This is a genomic window from Candidatus Kerfeldbacteria bacterium (assembly GCA_016214565.1).
Taxonomy (GTDB): domain Bacteria; phylum Patescibacteriota; class Patescibacteriia; order UBA10025; family JAHIVO01; genus JAXDBW01.
Map to the genome: position 1 here is coordinate 311,648 of JACROE010000002.1, position 13,282 is coordinate 324,929.

Genomic DNA, 13,282 nt, shown 5'->3' on the forward strand with positions numbered 1-13,282 from the left:
CTATCCTCCTATAATAATGCCTAAAGTACTATTCTAATCAGAGCCTAGGCTACTTGCTCCGGCGCGTCAAGACGCCGGTGCCATAAGAAACTCAACCACAACACCACCCCTCCAGTAATCATAAGGTCGGCTACATTGAAGCGTGGCATGCCCGTAATATAAAAATAATCAATGACGGATCCATACTGAATCCGATCAACCATGTTTGAAAGGGCTCCCATGATAATACTGGCCACCCCCACCGCCTCCAGCCGTTGGCGCCGCATGCATAATCGAGCGCCATAAGCACTCAGCCCGAGCACTGCCCCACATATTAATGCAATCACTACCCAGGGGCGTCCGATTGTTAATCCATAGGCAATGCCCGTATTGTATTCTAATCGAATGCCCAGTATATCACCAAACACAAACCACCCTTCTGCCGGAATGACGTGCAGGGCAATAATTTTGAGTATACGATCAGCGCAACCGAGTACCACCAGCACCGCACCGATTATGACAACTGTGCGGGTACGCATATGAATGCATTAACGCTTCGAGGCGCACGTCATGCATTTGGTCGCTCCAGGATAGGCGCGTAGGCGATCTTCTTCAATCGCGTTACCACACACCTCGCAGACGCCATACCGATCGTCTTCCATCCGAGCCAATGCGGAATTAACCTGTTCCAATTGCTCTTCGAGATTCCGCTCCAGGGAGATCGAATCCTGAAATTGAGCCACTTCAATCGCATTGTCTTCTTCTTTATCGCCCATATCGCTCCAGTGCGACTCGGCCGTATCTTTATCAAAAGAATCGCCGCCGGTCATGCCGTGAAGCTGCTTTTCCAAACGCTCTTTTTCTTGCTCTAAACGTTCTTTTTGCTCGTCGATAAACGCCTGATCAATTGACTGGGTACCGCTTGCCATACGATTAGAATGGTAATAAATAATGAAGAGCCTTCTGCGGCTCGGGAGCATTATAGCACACCTCCACAATTGTGCACTATGGTCTATCCACAACCCACGCCAGCGCCCTACGAATGCCGTTTCTGCATCGCAGCCGCGATCCGCTCAAGGGCGATGTGGTAAGCGGCTTGGCGCAGCGTGAGCCCCTGATCTAGGGCTCGTTTCCAGATAGCATCAAAGGTGGTCACCATCACCTCGCGCAGCTTACGCTGCACTTTTTCTTCCTCCCAGGATTCCGCATACGTATTTTGGAACCACTCAAAATAGCTGACCGTGACTCCCCCGGCATTCGCCAGGGAATCCGGCACCACCACGCGGTTCCGAGCAAAGAGCGCCGCATCCGCTTCCGGGGTCAGCGCGCCATTTGCCACCTCCAAAATAATATCCGCTTGAACACGTTCAACATTATCTGCGGTAATTTGATTTTCCAGCGCCGCCGGGACCAGAATGTCGACGTCTAATTCGAGTAAAGCGTCATTGGTAATTTTTTGATAATTCTCACAATCACAAACCGTACCGGCGCAGTAGCAACCGCCAATTTCTCCCTTTTCTTCTTTGGTCAGCATTATGTTTTTTGGATCCATGCCCTGGTGCCGTTTATCATAGATCGCGCCACGCGAATCAGACACGGCCACCACCCGGTATCCCGCATCATGCAAAATCTGCGCAATATGATATCCGGCGTTGCCAAAACCCTGAACCGCTACCGTTGTTTCCCGAGGAACAATGCCACGATGCGCCGCCAGAGCTTCAAGTACATAATACGCACCTTGTCCAGTCGCCGTATCCCGCCCTTGTGATCCACCCGCACTGATCGGCTTGCCGGTAAATGTAGCCGGCGTTGGCTTACCAGCCAGCTTCGAATACTCATCGGCCATCCAGGCCATAATCGTCGGATTGGTGTACACGTCCGGAGCTGGGATATCTTTCTCCGGACCGATATCTTTGAAAAATGCGCGAACCCAGGCTCGCGACAACCGTTCTAATTCTGCAGCTGACAATTCTTTTGGATTTACCTGAATACCTCCCTTGCCGCCACCCATCGGAATATCCACCACCGCACACTTGATGGCCATGAGAAACGCCAGCGTTTTCACCTCATCGAGATTTGCTTCAGGATGAAATCTGATGCCGCCTTTGTACGGCCCTCGCGCATTATTAAATTGTACTCGATACCCACGAAAAACTTTTACTTCTCCTGAATCCATCGTGATGGAAAGTTCTCGCTCAAGGATAGCATCAGGCATACCAATTTTCTCAATCTGCTCATCGGTCAGGCCGAGCGCACTGCCGGACTGTCGGAGATTATGCATGGCATTATCAAACGGATTAATGGATGGCATAGCGGGGAAATTGTAAATGATAAGCGGACAAAGCAAGACCAATAATGTTGACAGCGCGTCTGAGTAGCGCCGGCGATAATACAAAGGCGATGCGCACCTCATGCTTCCCGGCTCTCGGCGTTTGATAAAAACCAGATCCCGGGGCGATCAATACGGTCTCACCCTGATATGTATATTTCGATACCAGCCATTCAGCAAAGTGCGCCACATCGCGAACGGGCAATCCCGCCATCACATACAGTCCTCCTTCTGGCACATACGTCGTCACACCTGGCAACTTTTTGAGCGCACGCACTACCGCATCGCGACGAGTGCGATAAATCAATCGTACTGAATGCAAATATTTTTTATTCTGCCGCAGGAGCGGAATGACAGACAGCTGCTCTATGGTCGCAGCGGACAAGCGACTCTGGGCAAATCGCTCACATGATTCGAGTACCTGCCGATTACGACTGACCAAGGCGCCCACCCGCGCACCGCACAGATTGAATCGTTTGGAAACGCTATCGACAACGATCAATTGCTTTTGAATTGACCGCATGTTTAGAAAACTATGCGTCACGGACGCGCGAAAATTAAATTCTCGATACACTTCATCAGCTATGATAAATAATGAATGTTGCCGCGCGAGGCGCGCGAGGCGGTGCATCTCGGCATCGGATAAAATTGTCCCCGTGGGATTCGACGGATTGCAAATAATGATGGCGCGTGTTCGTTTCGAAATATGTCGTTCAATTTCCTTGGTTGACGGCAGGTGATAACCATTGGTAATTGATAACGGAATCGGAACGGTTTTCACGCCGAGCATTCGGGCGAACGAAATATAGCTTGGATAGGTTGGTTCAAATATCAGCACCTCATCTCCGGGATCAGCCACGCTCATCAAAGCAAATTGCAACGCTTCGCTGCCGCCCACGGTGGCAATGATATTATCAATCGAAACGTGAATCTTAGCTTGGAGATAATACTGTTGCCAGGCCTGCCGCACCTCAGGATATCCCAGTGATGGAGCGTAGCCGACTACCGCGCCACGATACCGGCGAAGTGCATGAGTAAATGACGCCGGTGTCGGGAGATCCGGCTGGCCAATATTAACAAAATGTACGGCTACCCCCTGCCGCTGAGCGCGCATTGCTTTAGCATGAAACGTCCGCATGGGAGAGGCGGGAACGGTTCTGCCGCGTTGTGAGATACGCAGTGTCATAGTAGATGAGGCAATATGTTCCACGTGAAACACGCAGGTAGTGTAGCTATGCCCCGATGGATGAATAAAATTATGAAGCGTGGAGAGCGGCTAAGTATTTTTCTGCATCGAGCGCCGCCATACAGCCCAAACCTGCCGCGGTCACTGCCTGCCGGTATTTCCAATCTTGAGCATCCCCTCCAGCAAATACACCCTCAACCGACGTTTTGGTATTATCGGTCACCTTGATATACCCCTTAGTTAATTCAAGCGCTCCGCCTAAAAATTCAGTATTTGGTTTATGCCCAATCGCCACAAACAACCCCTGTACGGGCACTGTTTCGACATCGCCTGACTCAATGTTCTTAACGCGAACCCCCGTCACAACCGTGTCGCCCAATACTTCCTCCACGACGGTAGAGAACCGCATGGTAATCTTTGGGTTTGATTGAGCTCGCTCAATCATAATGCGGCTCGCTGCCATCTTTTCCTTCGGCCCTCGGACAATGACGGTGACTGATTTCGCAAATTTAGTCAAAAAGGTGGCCTCCTCCATCGCCGTATCACCGCCGCCGACGATAGCCACATCCTTATTTTTGAAGAAAAAAGCATCACAGGTAGCACAGGCGGAGACTCCTTTGCCCCGCAACCGCTGTTCACTCTCTAAACCAATCCACTTGGCACTGGCGCCGGTGGCAACGATAACCGTATCAGCGGTATATGATGTATTCGCTGTATTAATCGTAAAGGGTTTTTTGGTGAAATCAACGCTGGTGACATTGTCCATCACGATCTCCGTGCCAAACCGTTTGGCCTGCTGCATCATCCGATCCATCAGGACCGGACCGGCAATGTCTTCGGTAAAGCCTGGATAATTCCCAACGTCAGAAGTCGTGGTTAACTGGCCGCCAGGCTGTTCCCCGGCAATTAATAATGGTTTAAGAGAGGCCCGACCTAAATAAATACCGGCGGTTAACCCCGCTGGTCCTGAACCAATGATAATAACTTGATGATGCATACAGATATAAAGTTACGCCAGCGCCGCATTCAGCTGGCTAGCCATGGTTTCTTTAGTCTGAATGCCTGAGGCTTGCCAAACTATTTTACCGCCCTTAAATACGGCCAGGGTAGGAATACTCATGATGCCGTATTCCTGCGCCTTGACCGGGCTCTCGTCTACTTCGAGTTTTGCAACTTTTGCTTTGCCTTCAAATTCTCCAGCAACCTGCTCAATAATCGGTGCCTGTACCTGACACGGTCCGCACCACTCTGCCCAAAAATCAACCAAAACTGGTTTGTCAGATTTGAGGACTTCTTGATCAAAGGTTTCATCGGTCACATGTACTGCTGACATAGAATAATGAAATAATAAATTATTAACTAAATTTTAATAAGGTCGACGCCACTTTATTCAGGCGCTGCATGTCTTTCTTTGAACTGGAACGCAAGCAGCTGTCCGTCTCTTGTTGTAACAATTTCAAAGTGGCTTGTTCAATCGAGGAACGTGCGGCCATCAGCTGGATAATCACTTCGTCGCAATTGCGGCAATCCTGAACCATCCGCTCGACGCCATCGAGCTGGCCTTTGATACGGTGAATATGATTAATAAACTGTTGATCGTCTTTCTTCATAGATATACCCCCTGGGGGTATATTACCACGTCTCTTCAATTTGTCAACACCCGCCATATCCTGGCAACAATACAAAAAGAAACGTTTTACTTCTTACTAATATATGTCAGACTTTTTTCTTCGGGGCACCCCGTCCGGCCCTGCCGGATGGGGAAAAGCGGGCACATTGCTGACGTGCGGAGTGGGACGAACTTGATTCGTCACACGAAGGACGAAGTAATTGTGAACGCGTGGTGGACCTCAGGGGAGTCGAACCCCTCACCTCTTCCATGCCATGGAAGCGCTCTACCAGATGAGCTAGAGGCCCAAGGTGAATGTAACTAGTAGATTATCATAATTATAATTCTTGGCAATCTTTTAATAAAATGTTCCACGTGGAACATTAAAAAGATTTATGTTAAACTTTGCAACTAATGAGAAAGTTCATAAATTTATTTAAAGAAACAAAGAAACCAAATAGAACAAACTCTCAAATGAAAGGTTTAAACCATGAAAGCGTTAACCATCAGAATTGGTGTTACGCCTCGTTCGAAACAGTACCTTCCAGCGGAAATTTTCCATCCATCTGTCCCAACGGTACTTAAGGTTACCTTGCCGAAAAGACGAGGAAAAGGTAAAGAGCACTTTCGCCTAACCTTAGAGGTAGTCACTTTCTGCCATCAACGGTCGGAATGGCCGACTGTCTTAAATTTGAAAAGGTCAAAATGCCACTTTTCCTTTGTTGCAAGTGATGAATCCTCTGAAAACCCCGGTGGAATCTTTGCACGCATTGCAATGAACCGATATCAGCGGGGCTTAACCAAAAGAGGTACAAGGTGGATCTACCGCTACGGATCATTACATTGGGAAAGCAGACATGCTTTTATTCACCAAAGTGACACTTTGAAACCTCCCACCGAGGCCAAGGTGTCGAAATGGATCATGATTAGCATCGTCAACCTCAGTACCGAATTCTACGACTGGCTCGAGGAAGTTGAAAAAGTTAGTGCTTAAAATAGCAATTTTTTCTAAACTCAAAAGACTCCTGATTTCAGGAGTCTTTTTCTATTATCTAAATAAATGGTTTTCAAATTGTTCCACGTGGAACAATTTATAAGCTAAAATAACCACTGCCGTTGTTTTTCCAAAAAATCATAAAAACATAATAACACATAGCCCCAATGCTTTCTGCTACTATATATTTCAGAACATGTATGCGTAATTGGACCAAAGGGGAGTCGAACCCCTGACCTCTGCAATGCGAATGCAGCGCTCTACCAACTGAGCTATTGGCCCACAGTTCTAAATAAATATCGTGGTACCCCCACCAGGAATCGAACCTAGATCCATCCCTTAGGACGGGATTGTTCTATCCATTGAACTATGGGGGCAAAAATTTAAAATGCTTTTAATATGTTCCACATGGAACATATGCAGTGTATATTTTTGTGTTATGTATTTTTTCTCTTAAATTAGCCAAAAAAATGAGTTTAAAATAGTTATTTGGCCAACTTTATTTAAAAAATTGAGTCGTAAAAGACTAGTTAACAAATAGCTCGGTAATTGTGTGTGCCCAATTATTTACCAGGTTTGAATTCCGGTCAATTTCCATAATTACTGCCAGACCAATAAAAAGGACAAGGAGTATGCCAATGACCCAAATAAGATCATGTCTGATCTGTTTTCGCATTAGCTTGTCTGAAACCTCATCAGACGTGGGAACGTGCGTCGCAGTTCCATCAGTCGTAGTGGCGGGCTGTAAATGCTCCATTCCCTGAAAATATCGCTTTTTTTCTTTGCTCATAGTGGCTATGATGTCTTTTTAAGTAGTATTGAGTGTATACTATCACTTCTAATTATTCAATTGTTCATTGACGGTACTGCATTACTGATACTAGAATGAAGGGACGCAATCTAATATTTAACGTTTTAACGAGTATGGCCTTATTCCCCAACTCTCAAAGCAACGCCTCACACCCCGGACAGGCAGAAACAATTATCGGCCCATCCGTCAAAGTAGAAGGTATTTTTCATGGTGAGGGCAACGTCACGGTCGAAGGAATCGTACAGGGTACCCTCAAGACAAACCATGATTTAACCATTGGCCAATCAGCAAAAGTCAAAGCTGAAGTATCGGCAAAAAATTTAATTCTCTCCGGGGAAATTCGCGGGAATGTCACCATCAGTGAACACACCCGACTCTCCAGCACAGCGAAAGTATACGGCAATCTTCAGACTACTCGGCTCGCGGTCGAAGAAGGTGCTATCATTCAGGGAAAAATAATGATGGGTGTTGATACCGAACGAGAAACGTCTGAGCAGCGGCCAGAACGAATGGATAAAAAAATTAATCACGGCAAATAGTTTACGGTTCCATGTACTGCTACATTGTCGACAGTTTCTTGACGGAAAAAAAGAATATCAGCGTGATGCATCAGATTGAAAATCGCATCATGCAGCTTGGTATTAACGGATATCTTGAACGGGTTACGATGCTGAAAAGTATTCCTGATATGGTTGCGGCTGCAGTAAAACGCGGTGCCAAAACCATTGTCGCGATTGGCAACGATGACACCGTTAGTAAAATTATTAGCGTATTACCGCGCCACAAACTGACGTTTGGCATTATTCCCGTCGGGGAACCACAATCAATTGCCCGCCATCTCGGCATCCCGATGGGCGTAGCTGCCTGCGACACAATTTCTGCTCGCATCACTACCAAGATTGATTTAGGCAAGGCAAATAATACCTATTTTATTGGCTCGCTACACATTCCTGATCACACCAGCGTTTCAATGAAAGTGGGCAGCTACACGATCAGCCCTACCACCACGACCAGTACCATACAAATATATAATATCGACGGTGCGGTCGCCCATTCGAATCCAACTGATGGAAAATTAGAAGCAGTCATTCATGATATTCCCACGCGCTCTGGATTATTCGGCATGCGCAAAACGTACACGCGCGCCAGCGTGTTTCCCATCACCAAACTCACCATTACTGCCGAAACGGCCAGCGTGCCCGTGATGGCGGATGGACAGCTCTTGGTAAAAACTCCTGTGACCGTCGAAGTCGTCCCTCAATCTCTCAAAGTCATCGTCGGCAAACAACGTATGTTTTAATCCTAAATACCTACAGCACCGGATACACTTTGCAGACGAGATGCGCCCTGAGCACCCTCGTTTTGTTTTTCAGCAAAGGCTCCGACTGGACAAAACCGCCTAATAACGCTACCCTACACGTAATTCTATGAATGTTACCGAACTTGCTCGCCGAATCAAAGTATCACCAAATGAGATGCGGGATCTCCTGCCCCGCCTCGGTTTTGATATTGGCAGAAAAGCAATCAAAGTAGACGATGTTTCTGCACGCAAAATCATAAATATGATTGAGATGGACGCTTCTCTGATCACTAAGTATCGAAAAGAAAAACTTGGTGTCGTCGAAACGCCCGTTGAAACATCCACCGCCGCGCCAATCCACATCACCATCCCGCCGATCATTACTGTCAGGGATTTTGCCGGGCTGATCAATAAACCAGTTGCCGCGGTAATTCAAGAACTGATGAAAAACGGCATCCTGGCAAATTTGAATGAGCGCATAGATTTTGATACTGCAAGCATTATTGCTCAAGATTTCGGATACACCACGGCGCAGGCAACGGCAGAACAAGCCGAAGCCCATACCGATGACCAGCGTGAAGCAATTCTCAAAGACAGCACTGATACCCAGACTCGTCCGCCGATCGTGGTGGTGATGGGCCATGTCGATCACGGCAAAACCATGCTCCTCGACACTATCCGAAAAACCAATGTGGTGGGAGGGGAGTCAGGTGGCATCACCCAGCACATCGGCGCCTATCAAACAATCCGCAATGGCAAATCAATTACTTTCATTGATACGCCTGGCCACGAAGCTTTTACCACCATGCGTTCACGGGGCGCACGCGTAGCCGATATAGCAATACTGGTGGTGGCCGCAGATGATGGCATCAAGCCGCAAACCGAAGAAGCGCTCAGTATTATCCAAAGCGCTAAATTGCCTTTTGTCGTGGCGCTGAATAAAGTAGACAAGCCCGACGCAGACGTGCAAAAAGTCCAGCAACAGCTCGCTCAAAAAAATCTACTCCCCGAAGAATGGGGCGGCAAAACCATTGTCGTGCCCGTATCCGCCAAAACCGGCGCGGGAATTGACCAGCTGCTTGAGAGCGTGCTCTTGGTCGCAGAAATGGAGAAGGAAACAATTGTGGCAAATCCAAATCGTGCCGCCGCTGGCACCGTCATCGAAGCGCACGTCGATAAAGGCGAAGGACCGGTAGCAACCGTCATCATCCAAACCGGCACGCTGCGACGCGGCGATCCGATCCAAGTCGGCAATGTCGTAGGAAAAATCCGCGCCATGAAAAACCACCGTGGCGTAGATATTACTGAAGCCCCACCCGCCACGCCGGTCAAACTGCTTGGACTTAAACAATCGCCCGAAGTAGGGGATATTCTCCAGGTGACAACTGACACTCGTTCGCTGCGCAAAATCGAAAAACAACTGCACCATCAGGCGCGACGCTACCACGACCAACAAACCTGGAAACAGGTACAACCGACGACCCCGACTGACGAATTAGATACCAGCGCCACCGTCCATATCATTCTCAAAACTGATACCCTCGGCTCCCAAGAAGCAATTACGCAATCCTTAGAAAAAGTTGTTGCACGAGACGTGAACGTAGAAATTGTAAAAAAGGGGTTGGGTAATATTTCTGACAACGATATCCTGGAGGCGGCCAGCACTGGCGCGCGCATTTATGGTTTTAACGTCAAGATGAGTCCGCATGCGCAAACCATGGCTCAAGAAAATAATGTATACACGCGGACTGATTCTATCATCTACAATCTGATTGATGACGTACAAAACTATGTCGACTCGCTGGTGACTATTGAAAAAGTGCGCGTCGAACTCGGCCGTGCCAAAGTGCTCGCCATCTTCCGCACCGACCGCAAACAGATGATTGTCGGCGCACAAATTACCAAAGGCAAAGCAGTAGTAGAAGCACGGGCTCAAATATTCCGCGACGATGCCCTGATCGCGGATGTCACCATCACCGGACTGCAAAAAGGCAAAGAACCAGTCAAAGAAATGCCCTCCGGCACCGAATGCGGCATCGCACTGAAAGGCACGGGCGACCTCAAGCCCAACGACATTCTGGAGATATATTCGATTGAATTAAAATCGTAACTAACCGTGTCATTCGAACGAGTCCAGCGGATTAATGCACTCATCCGAGAAGAACTCGGCGCATTAATCATACGCGAGCTCGAACTCCCGCCGAACCTCATGATTACTATCACCGGTGTCAACACCAGTGCTGATTTGAGCTACGCGGACATTTCCATCAGCGCCCTGCCTATCGACCGCGGCGAAGACGCGCTGCTGCTGATGACCCGTGCCCATAAGCTGCTGCGCAAAGAATTAGCAAAAAAACTACGATTTTGGAAAATGCCCTCACTCCGATTTACGCTCGATACCACAGCTTCGCACGTCGACCAGATAGACGCACTTATTGACAAAATACACGAAGAGGGGTAGGGTGAGCGGTCAACCATATGACCCAATTACACCCCCAATTTAATAAGATCAAAGAAGCGCTCGATGGAGCCGCTTCGGTTATTGTGATTGGGCACCAAAATCCCGATGGCGACGCCATCGGCTCAATGATTGGCATGGGGCACTACCTGACCCACGCCGGCATTAACCATCGGCTGTTCTGCATGACGCCGGTTCCCGCGTATCTGACGTTCCTCCCGGAAACAGAACGGATGGTCTTCGATGAACGTGAACTGCTCGAATCAACCCACGATGTGGTGATCGTGCTTGATTCGGGCGATCTCAGGTACGCCGGTGTCCACGAACACATTCCGCGCATGACCGGTACGCCCGTGGTCATTAATATCGACCACCACCACACCAACACGAATTTCGGGCATATCAATGTGGTGAACCCGCAAGCATCATCTACCGCGGAAATCATTTTCCATTTTCTCGATTACTTCCGACTACCCTTATCCAAAGAGACGGCCACCGCGCTCTTGACCGGCATCCTGACTGACACCGGCAGTTTCTCAAATCTCGGCACCACGCCATCGTCCATGGACGTATCGTCCAAACTCTTAGCCGCCGGCGCTCGCGTCAAAGACATCATCCGACATACTTTTCAAACTAAATCGCTGGAACAATTACAGCTCTGGGGCCGCGCCCTGTCTCGATTGAAGAAAAATGAAGCCACAGGTATTGTCACCACTATTCTCACTAAAAAAGATTTTGAAGAACTCGGGGTCGAAGAAAGCTCCGAAGGCATTGCCAATTTCCTGAACAGTGTGGAAAAGGCCAAAGCCATCATGGTGCTCTACGAAAAAGGTGATGGACTGGTGAAGGGGAGCCTGCGTACCACCCAGGATGGTGTGGACGTTTCCAAAATCGCCAAATATTTTGGTGGCGGCGGACATCCGAAAGCCGCTGGCTTCACGATTAAGGGCACGCTCAAGGAAACTGAAAACGGGTGGGAAGTGGTTGCGACAAAGGAGCAACCATCCTGAGTGGCAGCGAAGGATCTGGCACCCAAATAATGACCTCCACGTTTGACGGGCGAGAAAAGCCCGTTTTTGGCTGAGGATTAACCCCGTAAGTGGCGGCATGGGTGGAACCAAAGCTTTATTTATTTGAATTTTAAAATAGTAGACAGAGACGCATTTTTTTGTCACACTGACCAAAGATATTGGAACAAAAAAACAAAAGATACACAACGTTCATACCAGGAGGATGTCATGTCCAGGACTCGCATTGGACTCTCTGTCATTACGGTGGCACTGCTCGTGCTGTTCAGTACAAATTTTGGCCCACAGGTTTTTCCGACCTTCGTGGACCATTCCAGAACCCCCAGCCAGCACATTCTCGCGGCGCATTTCACAAAGATCGACGTCTATACGACAGACACGAGCACCAATAGTATTTTGTGGGGCTTACGCGACACATTTGATATGCGCTTATTCCATTTCGATGACTCAATCACAGTGAGCGATGCTCGCTGGGCGATTCACGATGCCGGTTACCAGCCAGCAACTGTCATCGAACTTGTTGCGTTCGTTACCCAGCACCCGAGCGCATGTGAACACAAACGCATTGTCGCGCTGCGTGAATGGAATCATGGGGAGGGTAAATACCCTATGATCGGCTATGAGGATCGGAGAATCTGGACTATGGTGCCACCAAAGAAAATTTGGCACGACCCAAATGTCTATTCTGAAGAGCCTGACCCGCTCGACCTGAACTCATATTACTTGGGAGTTAAACCACAAACAGAATAACCCACTCTTATCCCTACACACCACCGCCGTCATACCACCCAGACGGCGGTTTTCTTATTCTTTTAAAAAAGCCCGTTTTTGGCTGAGGATTGACAAAAGGGGGTGGACATCACTATACTAGAGACTACCTTTTAATAAATAACGACCTCAATGCAACTCATTCCCACTGTTATTGAAAAGTCATCGTTCGGTGAACGAGCGTATGACATTTACTCTCGGCTCCTGAAAGAACGGATTATCTTTCTCGGTAACCCGGTGAGTGATGTAGTGGCAAACACCGTGATTGCCCAACTCTTGTTTTTGGAATCCGAAGACAAGACGAAGGACATCAAGCTCTACATCAACACCCCGGGTGGTTCAGTGACTGCGGGCATGGCTATCTACGATACCATGCAGTATGTCAAACCTGACGTCGCCACTATTTGTGTCGGCATGGCCGCCTCGATGGGCGCCGTCTTGCTGGCTGCAGGTGCAGCCGGCAAACGGTGCGCGCTCCCGAATGCGGAAATCATGCTCCATCAAGTAATGGGCGGCGCCGAAGGTCAAGCCTCGGATGTCAAAATCCGCGCTGAACACATCCTCCGCATCCGCGATCGCCTCGACCACATCCTCGCCCAGCATACGGGCAAGCCGGTTACCGCGATCCAGAAAGATACTGACCGTGATTTCTTCATGAGTGCTGACCAAGCGAAAAAATACGGAATTATCGACAAGATAATCCAGAATAAATAGTCGCGGCAGCAATCAGACATGAGCTCGAGGGTAACACAATACCAGTGTCACCCTGATTTGCATTAACAATCTACTACTTACTAACTTACTAAATACTACTTACTAC

General features: G+C 48.5%; 16 protein-coding genes and 3 tRNA genes. 8 read left to right on the forward strand and 11 right to left on the reverse strand.

What is annotated here, in order from left to right; genetic code table 11:
* Positions 1 to 44 precede the first annotated feature (44 nt).
* The 8 genes from HZC01_01485 to HZC01_01520 all read right to left on the reverse strand — a co-directional run bounded on the left by HZC01_01485 (position 45) and on the right by HZC01_01520 (position 5,411).
* The gene (locus HZC01_01485) at positions 45 to 518 is read right to left on the reverse strand and encodes a signal peptidase II (protein ID MBI5037368.1); all 474 of its coding nucleotides are present in this window, start codon (positions 516 to 518) and stop codon (positions 45 to 47) included.
* A 9-nt stretch (positions 519 to 527) separates the two neighbouring features.
* The gene (locus HZC01_01490) at positions 528 to 959 is read right to left on the reverse strand and encodes a TraR/DksA C4-type zinc finger protein (protein MBI5037369.1); all 432 of its coding nucleotides are present in this window, start codon (positions 957 to 959) and stop codon (positions 528 to 530) included.
* A gap of 56 nt (positions 960 to 1,015) precedes the next feature.
* Positions 1,016 to 2,260, reverse strand: a complete 1,245-nt coding sequence (locus HZC01_01495; protein ID MBI5037370.1) for a Glu/Leu/Phe/Val dehydrogenase — start codon at positions 2,258 to 2,260, stop codon at positions 1,016 to 1,018.
* 16 nt (positions 2,261 to 2,276) lie between these two features.
* Positions 2,277 to 3,494: a pyridoxal phosphate-dependent aminotransferase gene (locus HZC01_01500; protein MBI5037371.1), complete on the reverse strand. Its 1,218-nt coding sequence runs from the start codon at positions 3,492 to 3,494 to the stop codon at positions 2,277 to 2,279.
* A 70-nt stretch (positions 3,495 to 3,564) separates the two neighbouring features.
* Positions 3,565 to 4,491 carry a thioredoxin-disulfide reductase gene (trxB, locus tag HZC01_01505; GenBank protein MBI5037372.1) on the reverse strand — a complete coding sequence of 309 codons (927 nt, stop codon included), beginning with the start codon at positions 4,489 to 4,491 and terminating at the stop codon, positions 3,565 to 3,567.
* Positions 4,492 to 4,503: 12 nt separating this feature from the next.
* Entirely contained in the window at positions 4,504 to 4,827 is a 324-nt protein-coding gene (trxA, locus tag HZC01_01510; GenBank protein MBI5037373.1) for a thioredoxin, read from the reverse strand.
* Between the two features lie 22 nt (positions 4,828 to 4,849).
* Positions 4,850 to 5,104, reverse strand: coding sequence for a metal-sensitive transcriptional regulator (locus HZC01_01515; GenBank protein ID MBI5037374.1), 255 nt, complete (start codon positions 5,102 to 5,104; stop codon positions 4,850 to 4,852).
* A 231-nt stretch (positions 5,105 to 5,335) separates the two neighbouring features.
* A tRNA-Ala gene (locus HZC01_01520) sits at positions 5,336 to 5,411 on the reverse strand.
* A 182-nt stretch (positions 5,412 to 5,593) separates the two neighbouring features.
* Here HZC01_01520 and HZC01_01525 point away from each other — a divergent pair.
* Complete coding sequence (locus HZC01_01525; GenBank protein MBI5037375.1) at positions 5,594 to 6,097, forward strand: hypothetical protein; 504 nt, start codon at positions 5,594 to 5,596, stop codon at positions 6,095 to 6,097.
* 209 nt (positions 6,098 to 6,306) lie between these two features.
* Here the strand turns inward: HZC01_01525 and HZC01_01530 are convergent.
* From HZC01_01530 to HZC01_01540, 3 genes are all read right to left on the reverse strand, one after another.
* Positions 6,307 to 6,379: transfer RNA gene (locus HZC01_01530), tRNA-Ala, on the reverse strand.
* 20 nt (positions 6,380 to 6,399) lie between these two features.
* Positions 6,400 to 6,474 (reverse strand) — tRNA-Arg (locus HZC01_01535).
* A 149-nt stretch (positions 6,475 to 6,623) separates the two neighbouring features.
* On the reverse strand, positions 6,624 to 6,887 hold the full coding sequence (locus HZC01_01540) for a hypothetical protein (GenBank protein MBI5037376.1): 264 nt from the start codon (positions 6,885 to 6,887) through the stop codon (positions 6,624 to 6,626).
* Positions 6,888 to 7,021: 134 nt separating this feature from the next.
* On the opposite strand from HZC01_01540, the gene HZC01_01545 reads away from it, so the two are divergent.
* From HZC01_01545 to clpP, 7 genes are all read left to right on the forward strand, one after another.
* Positions 7,022 to 7,447, forward strand: coding sequence for a polymer-forming cytoskeletal protein (locus tag HZC01_01545; protein MBI5037377.1), 426 nt, complete (start codon positions 7,022 to 7,024; stop codon positions 7,445 to 7,447).
* Between the two features lie 11 nt (positions 7,448 to 7,458).
* On the forward strand, positions 7,459 to 8,208 hold the full coding sequence (locus HZC01_01550; protein ID MBI5037378.1) for a hypothetical protein: 750 nt from the start codon (positions 7,459 to 7,461) through the stop codon (positions 8,206 to 8,208).
* A 127-nt stretch (positions 8,209 to 8,335) separates the two neighbouring features.
* Positions 8,336 to 10,318, forward strand: a complete 1,983-nt coding sequence (locus HZC01_01555; protein ID MBI5037379.1) for a translation initiation factor IF-2 — start codon at positions 8,336 to 8,338, stop codon at positions 10,316 to 10,318.
* A 6-nt stretch (positions 10,319 to 10,324) separates the two neighbouring features.
* On the forward strand, positions 10,325 to 10,669 hold the full coding sequence (gene rbfA / locus HZC01_01560; protein MBI5037380.1) for a 30S ribosome-binding factor RbfA: 345 nt from the start codon (positions 10,325 to 10,327) through the stop codon (positions 10,667 to 10,669).
* A 17-nt stretch (positions 10,670 to 10,686) separates the two neighbouring features.
* Positions 10,687 to 11,676 (forward strand): bifunctional oligoribonuclease/PAP phosphatase NrnA, encoded by a 990-nt coding sequence (locus HZC01_01565; protein ID MBI5037381.1) that lies wholly within the window; start codon positions 10,687 to 10,689, stop codon positions 11,674 to 11,676.
* Between the two features lie 228 nt (positions 11,677 to 11,904).
* A complete protein-coding gene (locus HZC01_01570) occupies positions 11,905 to 12,444 on the forward strand; it encodes a hypothetical protein (GenBank protein ID MBI5037382.1) in 540 nt (179 codons plus the stop codon).
* 150 nt (positions 12,445 to 12,594) lie between these two features.
* Entirely contained in the window at positions 12,595 to 13,176 is a 582-nt protein-coding gene (gene clpP / locus HZC01_01575; GenBank protein MBI5037383.1) for an ATP-dependent Clp endopeptidase proteolytic subunit ClpP, read from the forward strand.
* Positions 13,177 to 13,282: the final 106 nt, after the last annotated feature.

What these genes read in the sequence shown, in the direction of transcription:
- HZC01_01485 (MBI5037368.1), bottom strand. Translation starts at nt 518, where the DNA reads ATGCGTACCCGCACAGTTGTCATAATCGGTGCGGTGCTGGTGGTACTC.
- HZC01_01490 (MBI5037369.1), bottom strand. Translation starts at nt 959, where the DNA reads ATGCTCCCGAGCCGCAGAAGGCTCTTCATTATTTATTACCATTCTAAT.
- HZC01_01495 (MBI5037370.1), bottom strand. Translation starts at nt 2,260, where the DNA reads ATGCATAATCTCCGACAGTCCGGCAGTGCGCTCGGCCTGACCGATGAG.
- HZC01_01500 (MBI5037371.1), bottom strand. Translation starts at nt 3,494, where the DNA reads ATGACACTGCGTATCTCACAACGCGGCAGAACCGTTCCCGCCTCTCCC.
- trxB (MBI5037372.1), bottom strand. Translation starts at nt 4,491, where the DNA reads ATGCATCATCAAGTTATTATCATTGGTTCAGGACCAGCGGGGTTAACC.
- trxA (MBI5037373.1), bottom strand. Translation starts at nt 4,827, where the DNA reads ATGTCAGCAGTACATGTGACCGATGAAACCTTTGATCAAGAAGTCCTC.
- HZC01_01515 (MBI5037374.1), bottom strand. Translation starts at nt 5,104, where the DNA reads ATGAAGAAAGACGATCAACAGTTTATTAATCATATTCACCGTATCAAA.
- HZC01_01525 (MBI5037375.1), top strand. Translation starts at nt 5,594, where the DNA reads ATGAAAGCGTTAACCATCAGAATTGGTGTTACGCCTCGTTCGAAACAG.
- HZC01_01540 (MBI5037376.1), bottom strand. Translation starts at nt 6,887, where the DNA reads ATGAGCAAAGAAAAAAAGCGATATTTTCAGGGAATGGAGCATTTACAG.
- HZC01_01545 (MBI5037377.1), top strand. Translation starts at nt 7,022, where the DNA reads ATGGCCTTATTCCCCAACTCTCAAAGCAACGCCTCACACCCCGGACAG.
- HZC01_01550 (MBI5037378.1), top strand. Translation starts at nt 7,459, where the DNA reads ATGTACTGCTACATTGTCGACAGTTTCTTGACGGAAAAAAAGAATATC.
- HZC01_01555 (MBI5037379.1), top strand. Translation starts at nt 8,336, where the DNA reads ATGAATGTTACCGAACTTGCTCGCCGAATCAAAGTATCACCAAATGAG.
- HZC01_01565 (MBI5037381.1), top strand. Translation starts at nt 10,687, where the DNA reads ATGACCCAATTACACCCCCAATTTAATAAGATCAAAGAAGCGCTCGAT.
- HZC01_01570 (MBI5037382.1), top strand. Translation starts at nt 11,905, where the DNA reads ATGTCCAGGACTCGCATTGGACTCTCTGTCATTACGGTGGCACTGCTC.
- clpP (MBI5037383.1), top strand. Translation starts at nt 12,595, where the DNA reads ATGCAACTCATTCCCACTGTTATTGAAAAGTCATCGTTCGGTGAACGA.